This is a genomic window from Exiguobacterium artemiae (genome assembly GCF_033342815.1).
GTDB classification, from domain to species: Bacteria; Bacillota; Bacilli; order Exiguobacteriales; family Exiguobacteriaceae; genus Exiguobacterium_A; species Exiguobacterium_A artemiae_A.
The window spans coordinates 1-14,208 of record NZ_JAWPEN010000027.1; the positions used below are offsets into that span (position 1 = coordinate 1).

Below are 14,208 nucleotides of genomic sequence, written 5' to 3' on the forward strand. Positions count from 1 at the left end.
TTTTTGCCTCATCGTTCAGTTTTCAAAGTTCGTCTGCGCCTGTTTTGGCGACTCAATTAGAATACCAAGTCTGAAACAATAAGTCAACAACTTTTTAAAAGAAGTTTTTTTCTTGTTTCGTTCAGTGCGCTCGTCCTCTTAAGGACAAGAATTAATATACCACGATAATTACAACATGACAACTCTTTTGTTAAATTAATTTTAAAAAGAATAGAAAAGAAGGCTACCACCTCATTACCAGGCGGCAGCCTTCCTCTTTTTCATTATAAGCGAACAGTCGGTAACGAGACTCGCCGTTTCTTCGCTTCTCTAATATAGAAGTAATAAACGGATTCCGCTAACTTCATTTGAGCTTCGAGATCACCACAGTCATCGTAACTGATTTCAAGTAAACGGCGTTTCATCAAGTAGTTTTCTTGCGCCAGCGTCAGTTCACGGAGAAAGCGTTCATCATATTCGCTCCGGATTTTTTTCCGAAACCAATTCATAACTCCCGTCTTCCCTCCATGGCACGGGATAATGTGACTTCATCCGCGTACTCCAAATCACCGCCAACCGGAAGACCATGAGCAATCCGTGTAACACGAATACCGGTCGGTTTCAGTAATCGGGAAAGATACATCGCTGTTGCTTCCCCTTCGATGTTCGGATTCGTTGCCAAGATGATTTCAGTAATGGCTTCATCTGCCTGCAGACGCGTCAATAGACTGGATACATTGATATCTTCAGGACCGATTCCTTCCATTGGACTGATTGCCCCGTGTAATACGTGGTACAAGCCCTGGTAATCCCGCATCTTTTCCATCGCGATGACATCACGTGAATCTTGAACGACACAGACGATTGTCCGGTTACGGTGTTTATCGGAACAAACGTAACACGGATCTTTATCTGTGATATTCCCACAGATACTACAATATGAAATATCACGCTTTGCGCTCACGAGTGCCTTTCCGAACATCAGCACATCATCTTCTTCCATATCAAGGACATGAAATGCAAGACGGACAGCCGTTTTCGGACCAATACCCGGTAACTTCGTAAAACTTTCGATTAAGCGGCTGATTGCTTCAGGATATTGCAATTCGTTTCCCCCTACAGTTTAAAACATTCCCGGCATGTTCATTCCTTGTGTAAATTTACCCATTTTACTCGAAACGAGTTCATCTACTTTTTTCAAAGCATCGTTTGTAGCAGCAAGAACGAGATCTTGAATCATCTCGACATCGTCCGGATCAACCACTTCTTCTTTAATGATGACATCGATGATATTTTTATGACCATCCGCTACGACAGAGACCATCTCTCCGCCAGCTGTTCCCGTAACCGTCAAGTCCTTTAATTCTTCTTGAGCTTTCGCCATATCTTTTTGCATCTTCTGCATTTGTTTCATCATGTTATTCATGTTTCCCATACCACGCATAATTCTTCCTCCTCTAACTGAAATTAGTCTTCGAATTCTACGATATCACCAAATCGTCCGAGCGTCTCGGACAACAGTCGATCTTCTTCCGATTCGACTGCCACTTCTTTCTCTTCTATATTACTACTATTTCGTTTCGCAACAAACTCTGCTTTTAGTTCTTTCCAATCATTATCGAGAATCGCAAGAATCTGACGTTTCACACCGCAGACCTCAAACAGTGCTTCTTCAATGACGAAACGGGTCCGTTCGTTGGTCATGACCTGCTCAAAATGCCAGCCCTTTCCGTTATCGAACTCAATCAGCAATGTATCTTCCGAACACAGGACCGGTTTACTTTCATGCACCAAAGAGTAAATCGGACCATCTTGTTTCAAGATTAATTTCAAAATGGCATCCCAACGTTCTTGAATTTCAAGAAGCTGCGCCTTCTCTGCACGACTCAACATTTGCCGAATCCGCTCTTTCGCAATCCGGACAGTTGGTCGGGCTTGTTTGCGTTTAGCCGGTTGTTGCGCAGGCGTTCCTTCAGCAGCCGGGACTCCCGTGACTTTCAACTGATGCATCTGTTCCTTCAGTTCCCGTACCTCTTGCTGGAGACTCTGCATGATCTGTCCGGTCGTTCGTCCTTGTTCCGCAATCTGAATGAACGCAATTTCGACCAGGACACGGGGATGATTCGTCAAACGCATCTGCTGTTGGCAGTCATGTAATTGTTCGATGATATGAAAACATGCTTCCGTCTCAATCGTCTCGACGAATGTTTTGAACGCCTCGGTCGGCCGAGCCCGTTCCAAAAGATCAACTGCTGTCGGAGACGTTTTGAGAAGTAACGTATCGCGATAGAAAAAGACCAGATCTTCGACGAATCGTTTTAAGTCTTTTCCTGCCCGTTGCATTTTTTCAAGTGTCTGCAACAACTGGTCGACTTGATGGGCTTGTAATGCGTTTGCGACAGCGAGCAGTGCTTCATCTTCCACTGCCCCCGTCACTTCCAGTACAGCATCGTCCGTTAAGTCTCCATTCGAAAAAGCGACGGCCTGATCGAGCAGGCTTAAGGCATCCCGCATCCCACCATCCGCTGCCCGGGCAATCAACCGCAATGCGGTTTCCGTATAGCCGATCGTTTGATCCGATAAGATGTACTGCATCCGTTCCATCAGTTGATCGACTTCATGCCGTTTGACATCAAAACGTTGGCAACGTGAGATGATCGTCGCCGGTATTTTATGCGGCTCTGTTGTCGCCAGGATGAAAATGGCGTGTGCAGGTGGTTCTTCCAATGTTTTAAGTAACGCATTGAAAGCACCGGTCGATAACATGTGGACTTCATCAATGATATATACTTTGTACGCTGCTTCTGACGGCGGATATTTGACCTTATCTCGGATTTCCCGGATTTCATCAACGCCGTTGTTGGACGCGGCATCGATTTCAAACACATCAGGACTCGATCCTTCTGTAATCGCCCGACATGTCGGACATTCGTTGCATGGTTCATTTACTGGCGCTTGTTCACAGTTGATTGCCTTGGCAATGATTTTTGCCAGACTTGTTTTCCCCGTTCCTCGTGGTCCAGAGAACAGATAGGCATGCGACATCCGTTCTTCCATCAAGGCGTTTTGAATCGTCCGGGTAATGTGTGCCTGTCCGACGACTTCGTCAAAACGTTGCGGCCGGTACACACGATATAATGCTTGATAGGCCAAGTTTGCGCCTCCTCTATTTATAATCCTGTTTCTATTCTACCTAAAAAAGTCTACAACCGAAACCGGCTGTAGACTTGTTATCTAAAATTAAACTGCCGCGCACCATATTCTGAAATAGGTTCAACATGCGTTACTCACGCAGCCTGCTCAGTCCAAGCGCTCCTGCGGCACACAGAGAGCACCACTTAAGGCTGCTTCCTTCCGGACCTGACCTGGTTCATGGGTATCTGTTGCGCAGGACTCAGACGTCAACGCTACTTACGTAAGGCAGACCACACCAATCCTATCCCTCGATATGGAATTCAGTCTCGCTATAGCGGATTGCGAGTGACAGGGAACCGCTACATCCCCACCTAGCACGGCAAATGGTTTATCGTATTTTAGTGGCACTTGTTTCGAGTGCTTTTTCATTATACTGTTTCATCGGTCCCGTTGCAACCCATTGCCCGTTTCCGTTGTTTCTTTTTCGCCCGGAGCTCCCGGAAAAAGGACGTCAACATCTCACCGCACTCCTGTTCAAGAACGCCGCCCGTTAATTGCGAAACATGATTGAACCGTTCATCCTGGACTAAATTCATCAAAGTGCCGCAACATCCACCCTTCGGATCAACGGCTCCAAAGATGACGTGTTCGATCCGCGACAGCATGATGGCTCCTGCACACATCGGACATGGTTCAAGCGTCACATAGAGTTCGCATCCTTCGAGACGCCAGTTGGCGAGCTTGCTGCAGGCTTCTTCAATTGCGAGTAATTCGGCATGTGCCGTCGCCTGATGATTCGTTTCCCGGTGGTTATAACCGGTCGCAATCACCTCATCTCCTTTGACGATGACACAACCAATCGGGACTTCACCGATTGCTTTTGCTTTTTTTGCTTCCTCAATGGCAAGGCGCATATAGTGTTCATGCCGTTCCATCATCACACTTCCTATCTTTACAAAAATTCTCCCGCTGAAACTTCGGCAGGTGCCGCTGCTTTGTGCTAAAATATAAATTGCACTTTGCTGAACGGAGGGTAATTGAATATGTTCATAACGGTTGAAGGACCCATTGGTGTTGGAAAAACTTCACTTGCTAACGCCATCAGTCACCATTTCTCATTTTCTATGTTACGCGAAATCGTCGAAGAAAATCCCTTTCTTGGAAAGTTCTATGAAGACATCGAAGAATGGAGTTTCCAAACGGAAATGTTCTTCCTGTGTAATCGCTTTAAGCAGCTCGATGATATCGAACGTCACTATCTCAGTAAACAACGCTCTGTCGTCGCTGATTATCATATCTTTAAAAACCTTATCTTTGCCCATCGTTCTCTGAAAGTCGAGCACCTCGATAAGTACGAACAGATTTATTCGATCCTGACAACAGATATGCCAAAGCCCGATGCAGTCATTTATTTAGATGCAAGCATCGACACGTTGATGAGACGTGTTGCTCTACGGGGACGCGAGATTGAAGAAAACATGTCACGTGCTTACCTCGAACAACTGGCGGCTGACTACGAGACATTCGTCACAGATTACCAAATCAAACATCCGGAAGTGAAAGTCATCCGATTCAACGGAGATGAACTCGACTTCGTCAAACGGCCGGAAGATTTAGAATACGTCCTGACAAAGATCCGCAACGAATTATATGAAGGAGCGAACCACGCATGAACTCGAAATTACGTGAAAAGTATAATATCCCGGCAGATGCCGTCATTACGATTGGTGGAATGGTCGGTATCGGTAAATCGACGATTACAAACGGTCTAGCAGACTCTCTTGGTTTCCGGACATCTCTTGAAAAAGTCGATACAAACCCTTACCTGGACAAATTTTATCATGATTTCGAGCGCTGGAGCTTCCACTTACAAATTTACTTCCTTGCTGAACGTTTTAAGGAACAAAAGAAAATCTTCCAATATGGCGGCGGTTTCATTCAAGACCGTTCGATTTACGAAGATACAGGCATCTTCGCGAAGATGCATTTCGAAAAAGGAACGATGTCACCAACAGATTACGAAACCTACTCGAGTTTGTTTGACGCCATGGTCATGACACCATTCTTCCCGCATCCGGATCTCCTGATTTATCTCGAAGGTTCGTTTGAACAAGTTCTTGAGCGGATTCGCTTACGCGGACGCGAAATGGAACAGCAAACGCCAATCGAATACTGGGAAGAGATGTACGAACGGTACACGAACTGGATCAATAACTTCACGATTTGCCCGGTCCTCCGTTTATCGATCGATGAATACGATTTATTGAACGAACCGGAATCGATCGAACGGATTTTATCAAAAATCGATAAACAACTCGAAGTTGCCCGCACCGCTAAAATCCGCTAATCCAAAAGCCCGTCGACAGAAATGTCGACGGGCTTTTTTTATGCTTTAGTGACTTGTTCAATTTGAGCCCGGTGATGTAAATCGTGTTGCATCATCGCCCCTAAAAAATCGAGAAGTGAAATGGTCTTTCCTTTTGACGTAAACGTATCCGCCAAACGTTCTTCCGGAATCAGTTCAACGGCACGATGCAAGCGGTCACGACTGACCAAGAATTCATCAATCGTCAAGATTCGTTGTTGTTCCCGACTCATTTTCGCCGCCTCTTCGTTAACAGCCTGGCTGTCCGGTTTTACACGAAACGGCTCATCTGCCAAGATAAACGGCAAGCGTTCCGCGACAAGGAATCGGTCCCACGGTGATAAATGACCGATGATCTCAGCGACCGTCCATTTCCCTTCAGCATAAGGCGTCCGCCATGCTTCTTCTGATATGTGTTCAAGACTACGGACAAATTCCATCGTGTCTTGGTAATGGGTGAGTAACGTTTGTTTCGTGAGTGTCATAGTTGCTGCTCCTTTTTCTGTCTAAGATGTAGGAAAACATAGCATGCCACTCTCGATGGACGCAATAAAAAAGCACCTCACCATAAAGGAGAGATGCTTATATAAGCGGAGTCGGTGGGATTCGAACCCACGCGGGCCTTGCGACCCCTAACGGATTTCGAGTCCGTCCCCTTCAGCCGGGCTTGGGTACGACTCCATGTTAAATGTAATTTTAGGTAAAAAAAAAGAAGTGGAGGAGGCGGTGGGATTCGAACCCACGCACGGCTTTCGCCGCCTGACGGTTTTCAAGACCGTTCTCTTAAACCACTTGAGTACGCCTCCAAGTTATATGTAGTTTTCAGGTAAAAAAAAAGAAATGGAGGAGGCGGTGGGATTCGAACCCACGCACGGCTTTCGCCGCCTGACGGTTTTCAAGACCGTTCTCTTAAACCACTTGAGTACGCCTCCGTACTTATAATTGAGCGTCGTGTTGTACGAGCGCCTTCCTGACATAAATTATGATAGCATCTTGGTTTTATTGTGTAAAGCCTTTTTCTAAAAAAACTTTTTAAAAAATTAGAAGGGGGAAATCTCCCCCTTCCCACTTATCCTTGAATGACTTCAAGACCGCCCATATAAGGACGAAGTACTTCTGGAATAACAACTGATCCATCTGCTTGCTGGTAGTTCTCGAGAATGGCAGCGACTGTCCGACCGACCGCAAGTGCTGATCCGTTTAATGTATGAACGAATTCCGGTTTAGCATTCGCTTCCCGACGGAAACGGATTTGTGCCCGGCGCGCTTGGAAATCTTCAAAGTTTGAGCAAGAAGAAATCTCACGGTACACTCCTTGGCTCGGCATCCAGACTTCGATGTCATACTTCTTCGCAGCTGTGAAACCAAGATCAGCTGTACACATGCTGAGGACCTGATACGGAAGTTTGAGTAATTTCAAGACTTCCTCCGCTTGTCCTGTCAGCAATTCAAGCTGTTCGTATGATTCTTCCGGTTTGACGAAACGAACGAGCTCCACTTTGTTGAATTGGTGCTGACGGATCAAGCCGCGCGTATCACGGCCAGCAGAACCTGCTTCAGACCGGAAACATTGGCTGTAGGCTGCATAACCGATCGGCAATTGATCCGCTGACAAAATTTCGTCCCGGTGCATGTTCGTCACCGGTACTTCTGCTGTCGGGACGAGGAAGTAGTTCGTATCTTCGACTTTAAACGCATCTTCCTCGAATTTCGGAAGCTGTCCTGTTCCTGTCATAGAATCCCGGTTGACCATGAGCGGCGGAAGGATTTCCGTATATCCGTTTTTATCCTGGTGTAAATCCATCATGAAGTTGATCAATGCCCGCTCAAGACGTGCACCGGCGCCACGGTAGAAGACAAAGCGGCTTCCCGTTACTTTTCCGGCCCGTTCGACGTCAACGATTTTCAACTGTTCCATCAAATCCCAGTGCGGTACGGCTTCAAAATCAAACGCCGGCTTGTCACCGACTTCGCGGATGACGACATTATCATCTTCCGTAGAACCGATTGGGACGCTGTCATGGGGAATGTTCGGAATACCGAGTAACAACAGGTTCAGCGTCGCTCCAACTTCACGCAGTTCTTCATCGAGGGCTTTGACTTCATCCCCGACTTGGCGCATCGCAGCAATTGCTTCATCCGCATTTTCTTTGTTGCGTTTTAGTTCCGCGATTTTTTTTGTCGCTTCATTTCGTTCTGCTTTCAGGACTTCTGTTTTGGCAATCAATTCCCGGCGTTTTTCATCAAGGGCGATGAACCGGTTCATATCCGTTAAATCTTCTCCCCGGTGAGCCAGTTTTTCTTGAATCGCGTCAAAATCCTGACGCAGTCGTTTAATATCAATCATGTTTTTTCCTCCTTTTTTTCAATAAAAAAAGGCAATCCATCCCTCTCCGGTTCTAAAAAACCGAAGAGGGACGAATCACCTGGATCCGCGTTGCCACCCTCATTGCTGATTAGATCAGCCAACTCTAAAGACGCGATAACGGGCGTACCCGCACCTTGTTCGCAAGGTGTGTGATCCGGCTCGATTCAAAGTATCCTTCTGACTAGTTCGCACCACCCACTAGCTCTCTTAACAGAATAAATGCTTCTACTTGGTCCGTTCATGACATCATTATGAGATTAGCTTTACTTTACACTATCCCCTTTACGGTTGACAAGGGTTGGTTGATGAATCGCTTGACTGATTTTTTTGGACCAGGCCGAAACGGCGCGGAATAAACGGGTCTGGAAGCTTGCCAACTCAACCTTCGCAGCACTGGTCACTGTAGCCTGAGGAATGGTAAATCCGGGCAAGTATCGTCCGCTGTCTTCCACTTGGACGTTCCCGATGATTTCACCTTCTTTTAACGGTGCTTCTGCTTTTGAAAATTGAAAGACAGGCGTATGCGGTTTCGTTTGGTTTTTTAACACGGTCACGTACAATGCTGTTTTCGTCACGACATCGTAGCGGGCTTGTTTTGCCCCCCGGATCGGCAAGACACCTTTGATTTGTTCCCCTTTTCCGTAATACGTCAACGGTTCAAAAGAAGAAAAACCGTAATCCAGCAGTTTTTTCGTTTCTGCAAATCGGGCTTTATCGGATGTCGTTCGCATGACGACCGATACGAGTGTTAAATTCCCGCGTGTAGCGACACTCGCAAAACAGTATCCGGCAAGGTCCGTCGTTCCGGTCTTCATCCCCCGCATTCCGCTATACGCATACGGTTGGCGCGGCAACATCTTATTGGAGTTTTCGACCTTTTCTCCATTGATTGTAATGAACGAACGTTTTGTCACATCTAATACATCCGGATAGTCTTGAATATAGCGGATGATCAAAAGAGAGATATCCATCGCCGTCATCAAGTTTGTTCCCGGTAATGTCGCATCGATGGCATCGAGTCCTGAAGCATTGGCGTATTCGGTATCTTTCATCCCTAACGCAACAGCTGTTTCATTCATCCGTTCTACGAACTGCTTTTCCGTTCCGGCCATGACTTCTGCCAGGAGAACGGCGGCATCGTTAGCCGATTTAATAAAAGCTGCGTCGTACAATTCCCGAATGGTATACGTTGTTTTTCGAATCGGCAACCTAGCGATTCCCGGTGTTTTCGCAAGCTTCAGTACTTTTTCGCTTGGTCGAACCGTTTGATTCCATGATAATTTTTTTTGTTCAATTTGCTGACGCACGAGATAAAGCGTCATTAATTTTGTCATCGAAGCCGGAGGCAGAGCCAAATCAGCCTGTTCAGCCAATAAGATCTTGCCTGTTACCGCATCGACCATTATGTAAGATTCTGCCTGAATGTCCGGTGTCTCAGCATGACCTGTCATCGGCTGTCCACCAGCAGTCAGTATAAGTACACTCAGAAAGAGTGTGAAAAGACGTTTCATCGGTCCTCTCCTTCAAATGATGTTATATCTTTTCAGTGTAGCACAAAAAAAGAAACCGACAGCCGGAAACTGACGGTTTCTCTCTTGCTTTTGATTAAACAGAAACAGCTGTCCGCCGTCTGATTTTTTGAATGAAATAATCATGGAGACGCCGATCTGAAGTCAGCTCCGGATGGAAGGAGCAGGCAAGATGAAGATCCGTCTCGACGACAACGGCGGCTGTCCCGATTGCAGCCAGGACACGTACTCCTTCTCCGACCTGTTCGACGAAAGGAGCTCGAATAAAAACAGCTTCAAGATCCTGACCGGCACCTTCGACGTTCAAGGAGGTTTCAAAACTGTCGATTTGTCGTCCGAACGCATTGCGTCTGACCGTCATCGGAATCGCCCCTAAGTGGGCAGGACCTTCAGTCAATTCGCTTGCCAGCAAAATCATCCCGGCACATGTCCCGAACATCGGCAAAGTATCGGCTTGGCGTCGCAAGACATCCAGTAAACCATAACGGTCAATCAGCCGGCGGATCGTCGTCGATTCGCCGCCAGGCAAGATTAAACCGTCGATTCCGTCCAAGTCCGCGCTTGATTTGACGATCATCGTTTTGACTCCAAGCAGATGAAGCATCTCTTGATGTTCGCGTACGGCGCCTTGGACACCTAATATACCGATTACCATCCTCGTGGTGCCATCCGTTCTTCAAACGGCATCGACGTCACATCAATTCCTTTCATCGCTGTTCCGAGTCCTTTCGACAGATGGGCAATCCGTTCAAAATCGTCTTTGTATGTCACGGCTTCGACAATCGCTTTCGCGACGCGTTCCGGATGTTCCGATTTAAAGATACCGGAACCGACAAATACGCCGTCGGCTCCAAGGTGCATCATCAATGCCGCATCGGCCGGAGTCGCGATTCCGCCAGCCGCAAAATTCACGACCGGAAGACGTCCTGTTGTCTGAATCTGTTGTAAGACCTCGTAAGATGCGCCCCACTCTTTAGCACGCGTCATCAATTCATCCGGTTGCGAATGAAGAATCTGGTGGAGTTGTGCTTGAATCTTACGCATATGCCGGACAGCTTCGACGACATTACCGGTTCCGGGTTCCCCTTTTGTCCGGATCATCGCTGCTCCTTCTGCAATCCGGCGCGCCGCTTCTCCTAAATCACGTGCTCCGCAGACGAACGGTACGGTAAATGATGACTTCAATAAATGATACTCCTCGTCTGCCGGCGTCAGGACTTCACTTTCATCAATAAAATCAACACCCAACGATTCGAGAACCCGTGCTTCGACGATATGCCCGATCCGGCACTTCGCCATCACGGGAATGGATACTGCCTGCAGGACCTCTTCCGTGATGAGCGGATCGGCCATCCGGGCTACTCCCCCGTCACGCCGGATATCCGACGGCACACGTTCAAGTGCCATGACAGCCACCGCCCCGGCGGCTTCTGCGATTTTAGCCTGTTCCGCATTCACGACATCCATGATGACGCCACCCTTTTGCATTTCAGCCATTCCCCGTTTGACACGATCTGATCCTTGTTGCCGTTCCATCATTATGAACTCCCCCTAGACAGTGATAGTATTTCCAATCGGTGATACTTTTTAGTATATTTCCCTTTGACTATTTTAAAAGTATCAGTTTATGATAAATTAACCAGGTCAGTGAAAAGGGAGATCAGTTATGGACATGTTATCGTTTGAGTTGATACGGGACGGAAATCGTCCGCTGTACGAACAGCTGTACCAGCAAATCCGTCAGGAAATCATTGAAGGACGCCTTGCTTACGGAACGAAATTACCATCAAAACGAAAGCTTGGTCAGTTTTTAAATCTCAGCCAGACGACAATCGAACTGGCTTATCAACAGTTGGTCGCAGAAGGATATGTCGAATCCGTTTCCAGGAAAGGTTACTTCGTCTTAGCCTACGAAGAACTGGCATACGTCAAAACAACGCCTCTGCCGACAAGTCAACGTTCAAATCAACAACCAGCCATGCGTTACGATTTTCATCCCAGTAAAATCGATGGCTCATCCTTTCCTTTCTCCCGTTGGCGAAAACACGCAAAAGATGTCATCGACGAACAACATCAATCACTCGTCTCGCTTGGACACCCGCAAGGTGATCTATCATTACGTCTCGAGATTGCGACGTACCTCTACCATTCACGGGGAGTCGTCTGTTCGCCGGAGCAGATCATCATCGGTTCCGGTGTTGAGCAATTGTTACCGCATATCATCTTTTTATTAGGAAAAACGACAACCTATGGCATCGAAGATCCCGGGTATCATGCGACACGTCTGATCCTTGAAAGTCATGAACGATCGGCGGTTCCGATTCCGGTCGACCAAAACGGCTTAGTGATTCCTTCCCTCGTTCAAAGTCCTGTCGATGTTATGTATGTGACACCGGCTCACCAGTTTCCGTCGGGCAGTATTTTATCCGTCAATCGACGCCGTCAACTGTTAAACTGGGCCGCTGCATCGGATCGCCGTTATATCATCGAAGACGATTATGATAGCGAATTCCGGTACAGCGGAAAATCCATTCCTTCTTTGCACAGTATGGACAGTGAACGGGTGATTTATCTGAGTACATTCTCAAAATCACTGATGCCGTCCCTTCGCATCGGATATATGGTATTGCCACGACCTTTATTAGAACGCTATCAAACTGAATTTCCATACTATACGTGTAGTGTCTCCCGATTTGATCAAACGATTTTGACGCGCTTCATGAAAGAGGGCGACTTCGAGAAACATTTGAACCGCATGCGGAAAATCTACCGCCGCAAACTCGATGTCGTTGTCCACGCTCTCCGGGATGTACCTTTTCTGAAATTGACGGGAGAAAGTGCCGGACTGCATGTCGTCCTCTCCGTCTCAAATGGCATGGGAGAACAGGAATTGCTGCGACGAGCGAAGGACTCCTCGATCCAAGTATATGGATTATCGGATTATGCCCAGTTGCCGTTATCCACAGCTTATCCACAAATTGTCCTCGGGTTTGCCAGTTTAACAGAACAACAATTGATGCAAGGACTGACCGAACTCGTTGCCGCTTGGCAGTTAAAATAAAAGTATCCACAAGGTTATCCACAAAAAAATCCTGCGGCCTATTCAGGTCGCAGGATTTTTGATTATTGACGTGTATAGTTTGAAGCTTCTTTCGTAATCTGAATATCGTGAGGATGGCTTTCCTGTAAACCTGCACCTGTCATCCGGATGAACTGTGTTTCTTCACGTAATTCTTCAAGTGAAGCAGAACCACAGTATCCCATTCCTGAGCGGATCCCTCCGACGAGTTGGTAAACCGAGTCACCGAGTTTACCGCGGTATGCGACGCGACCTTCGATTCCTTCTGGAACAAATTTCTTGTCGGCTTCTTGGAAATAACGGTCTTGGCTGCCGCGTTTCATTGAGGCTTCCGATCCCATACCACGATACGTTTTGAATTGACGGCCTTGGTAAATTTCCATTTCTCCCGGGCTTTCTTCCACGCCGGCGAGAAGACTGCCTAACATGACTGCATGACCGCCTGCTGCGAGTGCTTTGACGATATCACCGGAATACTTGATTCCGCCATCAGCGATAATCGAGACACCGTGCTTACGGGCTTCTGTTGCACAATCAAAGACTGCTGTGATTTGTGGAACACCGACTCCGGCCACGACACGTGTCGTACAAATAGACCCTGGTCCAATTCCGACTTTGATGACAGAAGCACCTGCTTCAATCAAGTCACGTGTCGCTTCAGCTGTTGCGACGTTTCCTGCGATGATTGGCAAGTTCGGATACTCGTCCCGAAGTTCGCGTACTTTCACGAGAACCCCTTCTGAGTGACCGTGTGCCGTGTCGACGACCAATGCGTCAACTCCTGCATCTACGAGGAACTTGGCACGAACCGAGGCATCTTTCGTTACACCGACAGCTGCTGCGACGAGCAGACGTCCAAATGAATCTTTGGCTGCATGCGGATACTGTTCAACTTTTTCAATATCCTTTGTTGTAATCAAACCTTTTAAAACTCCGTTCTCATCGACGAGTGGTAACTTTTCAATCCGATGTTTGTGGAGAATCTGTTCGGCTTCTTCTAAAGAAGTACCGACTTTTGCTGTGACCAGTTCTTCCGTCGTCATGACAGTTTCAATGACGGTAGAGTAATCTTTTACGAAACGGAGATCGCGGTTAGTTAAGATACCGACCAATTTGCGTTCTGTTTCGTTATTGACGATCGGAACACCTGAAATCCGGTACTTACTCATCAAATATTCAGCATCATAGACTTGTCGTTCTGGCGTGAGGTAAAACGGATTTGTAATGACACCATTCTCTGACCGCTTAACACGATCGACATGTTCGGCTTGATCTTCCATCGACATGTTCTTGTGGATGACTCCAAGACCACCTTGACGTGCCATGGCAATCGCCATCGGAGCTTCTGTTACGGTATCCATCCCTGCACTGATTAAAGGAATGTTTAATGTAATTCCTTCGCATAATGTTACAGACAAATCAACATCTCGCGGTAAGACACTTGAACGACGTGGTACGAGCAAGACGTCATCAAACGTCAAGCCTTCTTTAGCAAATTTGTTCTCCCACATGTTATCCACTCGCTTTCTCTTCTATAAAAGAATATTGATGTTATGGTAACAAGCGAGAGGTGGCATGTCAATGACTCCACCAATAATCAGAACAATCTGAAGTTTCACATAACACAAAAAGACCGACCTGCAAAATGCAGATCGGTCTCTTACTTGCCTGGCAACGTCCTATCCTCACAGGGGGAAGCCCCCAACTACTTTCGGCGTTCAAGTGCTTAACTTCCGTGTTCGGCATGGGAACG

Annotated in this window: 14 protein-coding genes, 3 tRNA genes, 1 rRNA gene, 1 other RNA gene and 1 other annotated feature; of the genes, 3 read left to right on the plus strand and 16 right to left on the minus strand. The window is 47.0% G+C overall.

The features are described from left to right. Positions 1-263: 263 nt before the first annotated feature. From R7V76_RS16215 to tadA, 6 genes are all read right to left on the minus strand, one after another. Positions 264-488 carry a YaaL family protein gene (locus tag R7V76_RS16215; RefSeq protein WP_290828990.1) on the minus strand — a complete coding sequence of 75 codons (225 nt, stop codon included), beginning with the start codon at positions 486-488 and terminating at the stop codon, positions 264-266. After that, entirely contained in the window at positions 485-1,084 is a 600-nt protein-coding gene (recR, locus tag R7V76_RS16220) for a recombination mediator RecR (RefSeq protein ID WP_012368933.1), read from the minus strand. Before recR ends, R7V76_RS16215 begins: the two co-directional genes overlap by 4 nt. An 18-nt stretch (positions 1,085-1,102) precedes the next feature. Next, positions 1,103-1,423 (minus strand): YbaB/EbfC family nucleoid-associated protein, encoded by a 321-nt coding sequence (locus tag R7V76_RS16225; RefSeq protein WP_012368932.1) that lies wholly within the window; start codon positions 1,421-1,423, stop codon positions 1,103-1,105. A 23-nt stretch (positions 1,424-1,446) separates the two neighbouring features. Next, complete coding sequence (gene dnaX, locus R7V76_RS16230; RefSeq protein WP_012368931.1) at positions 1,447-3,132, minus strand: DNA polymerase III subunit gamma/tau; 1,686 nt, start codon at positions 3,130-3,132, stop codon at positions 1,447-1,449. A 95-nt stretch (positions 3,133-3,227) separates the two neighbouring features. Next, an RNA gene (gene ffs, locus R7V76_RS16235) (signal recognition particle sRNA large type) lies at positions 3,228-3,494 on the minus strand. A gap of 48 nt (positions 3,495-3,542) precedes the next feature. Further along, positions 3,543-4,049 (minus strand): tRNA adenosine(34) deaminase TadA, encoded by a 507-nt coding sequence (gene tadA / locus R7V76_RS16240; protein ID WP_290828996.1) that lies wholly within the window; start codon positions 4,047-4,049, stop codon positions 3,543-3,545. A 108-nt stretch (positions 4,050-4,157) separates the two neighbouring features. Between tadA and R7V76_RS16245 the strand changes: the two genes are divergently transcribed. Together R7V76_RS16245 and R7V76_RS16250 are read left to right on the plus strand one after the other, a co-directional pair. Next, positions 4,158-4,787, plus strand: coding sequence for a deoxynucleoside kinase (locus tag R7V76_RS16245; protein WP_290828998.1), 630 nt, complete (start codon positions 4,158-4,160; stop codon positions 4,785-4,787). Next, entirely contained in the window at positions 4,784-5,461 is a 678-nt protein-coding gene (locus tag R7V76_RS16250) for a deoxynucleoside kinase (RefSeq protein WP_012368928.1), read from the plus strand. The genes R7V76_RS16245 and R7V76_RS16250 overlap by 4 nt, the downstream gene beginning before the upstream one ends. Positions 5,462-5,499: 38 nt before the next feature. Here the strand turns inward: R7V76_RS16250 and R7V76_RS16255 are convergent, their stop codons facing one another. The 8 genes from R7V76_RS16255 to pdxS all read right to left on the minus strand — a co-directional run bounded on the left by R7V76_RS16255 (position 5,500) and on the right by pdxS (position 10,912). Continuing rightward, on the minus strand, positions 5,500-5,964 hold the full coding sequence (locus R7V76_RS16255; RefSeq protein WP_318094302.1) for a DinB family protein: 465 nt from the start codon (positions 5,962-5,964) through the stop codon (positions 5,500-5,502). 106 nt (positions 5,965-6,070) lie between these two features. After that, positions 6,071-6,160 (minus strand) — tRNA-Ser (locus tag R7V76_RS16260). 34 nt (positions 6,161-6,194) lie between these two features. After that, positions 6,195-6,285 (minus strand) — tRNA-Ser (locus R7V76_RS16265). 35 nt (positions 6,286-6,320) lie between these two features. Further along, positions 6,321-6,411 (minus strand) — tRNA-Ser (locus tag R7V76_RS16270). A 137-nt stretch (positions 6,412-6,548) separates the two neighbouring features. Continuing rightward, a complete protein-coding gene (gene serS, locus R7V76_RS16275; RefSeq protein ID WP_318094303.1) occupies positions 6,549-7,826 on the minus strand; it encodes a serine--tRNA ligase in 1,278 nt (425 codons plus the stop codon). 63 nt (positions 7,827-7,889) lie between these two features. Then, positions 7,890-8,098: a binding site (T-box leader), on the minus strand. Between the two features lie 12 nt (positions 8,099-8,110). After that, positions 8,111-9,358, minus strand: a complete 1,248-nt coding sequence (locus R7V76_RS16280; protein WP_318094304.1) for a D-alanyl-D-alanine carboxypeptidase family protein — start codon at positions 9,356-9,358, stop codon at positions 8,111-8,113. A 94-nt stretch (positions 9,359-9,452) separates the two neighbouring features. Beyond that, positions 9,453-10,031, minus strand: coding sequence for a pyridoxal 5'-phosphate synthase glutaminase subunit PdxT (gene pdxT / locus R7V76_RS16285; RefSeq protein ID WP_290829006.1), 579 nt, complete (start codon positions 10,029-10,031; stop codon positions 9,453-9,455). Continuing rightward, positions 10,025-10,912: a pyridoxal 5'-phosphate synthase lyase subunit PdxS gene (gene pdxS / locus R7V76_RS16290; RefSeq protein WP_290829012.1), complete on the minus strand. Its 888-nt coding sequence runs from the start codon at positions 10,910-10,912 to the stop codon at positions 10,025-10,027. The genes pdxT and pdxS overlap by 7 nt, the downstream gene beginning before the upstream one ends. Before the next feature lie 130 nt (positions 10,913-11,042). Here pdxS and pdxR point away from each other — a divergent pair, with 130 nt between their 5' ends. Then, positions 11,043-12,437 carry a MocR-like pyridoxine biosynthesis transcription factor PdxR gene (pdxR, locus tag R7V76_RS16295; protein ID WP_214767900.1) on the plus strand — a complete coding sequence of 465 codons (1,395 nt, stop codon included), beginning with the start codon at positions 11,043-11,045 and terminating at the stop codon, positions 12,435-12,437. 62 nt (positions 12,438-12,499) lie between these two features. Here the strand turns inward: pdxR and guaB are convergent, their stop codons facing one another. Continuing rightward, complete coding sequence (gene guaB, locus R7V76_RS16300; RefSeq protein WP_012368922.1) at positions 12,500-13,966, minus strand: IMP dehydrogenase; 1,467 nt, start codon at positions 13,964-13,966, stop codon at positions 12,500-12,502. A 155-nt stretch (positions 13,967-14,121) separates the two neighbouring features. Continuing rightward, positions 14,122-14,208 (minus strand): 5S ribosomal RNA (gene rrf, locus R7V76_RS16305); the annotation flags it as partial.

What these genes read in the sequence shown, in the direction of transcription:
- R7V76_RS16215 (WP_290828990.1), bottom strand. Translation starts at nt 488, where the DNA reads ATGAATTGGTTTCGGAAAAAAATCCGGAGCGAATATGATGAACGCTTT.
- R7V76_RS16225 (WP_012368932.1), bottom strand. Translation starts at nt 1,423, where the DNA reads ATGCGTGGTATGGGAAACATGAATAACATGATGAAACAAATGCAGAAG.
- tadA (WP_290828996.1), bottom strand. Translation starts at nt 4,049, where the DNA reads ATGGAACGGCATGAACACTATATGCGCCTTGCCATTGAGGAAGCAAAA.
- R7V76_RS16245 (WP_290828998.1), top strand. Translation starts at nt 4,158, where the DNA reads ATGTTCATAACGGTTGAAGGACCCATTGGTGTTGGAAAAACTTCACTT.
- R7V76_RS16250 (WP_012368928.1), top strand. Translation starts at nt 4,784, where the DNA reads ATGAACTCGAAATTACGTGAAAAGTATAATATCCCGGCAGATGCCGTC.
- R7V76_RS16255 (WP_318094302.1), bottom strand. Translation starts at nt 5,964, where the DNA reads ATGACACTCACGAAACAAACGTTACTCACCCATTACCAAGACACGATG.
- serS (WP_318094303.1), bottom strand. Translation starts at nt 7,826, where the DNA reads ATGATTGATATTAAACGACTGCGTCAGGATTTTGACGCGATTCAAGAA.
- R7V76_RS16280 (WP_318094304.1), bottom strand. Translation starts at nt 9,358, where the DNA reads ATGAAACGTCTTTTCACACTCTTTCTGAGTGTACTTATACTGACTGCT.
- pdxT (WP_290829006.1), bottom strand. Translation starts at nt 10,031, where the DNA reads ATGGTAATCGGTATATTAGGTGTCCAAGGCGCCGTACGCGAACATCAA.
- pdxS (WP_290829012.1), bottom strand. Translation starts at nt 10,912, where the DNA reads ATGGAACGGCAACAAGGATCAGATCGTGTCAAACGGGGAATGGCTGAA.
- pdxR (WP_214767900.1), top strand. Translation starts at nt 11,043, where the DNA reads ATGGACATGTTATCGTTTGAGTTGATACGGGACGGAAATCGTCCGCTG.
- guaB (WP_012368922.1), bottom strand. Translation starts at nt 13,966, where the DNA reads ATGTGGGAGAACAAATTTGCTAAAGAAGGCTTGACGTTTGATGACGTC.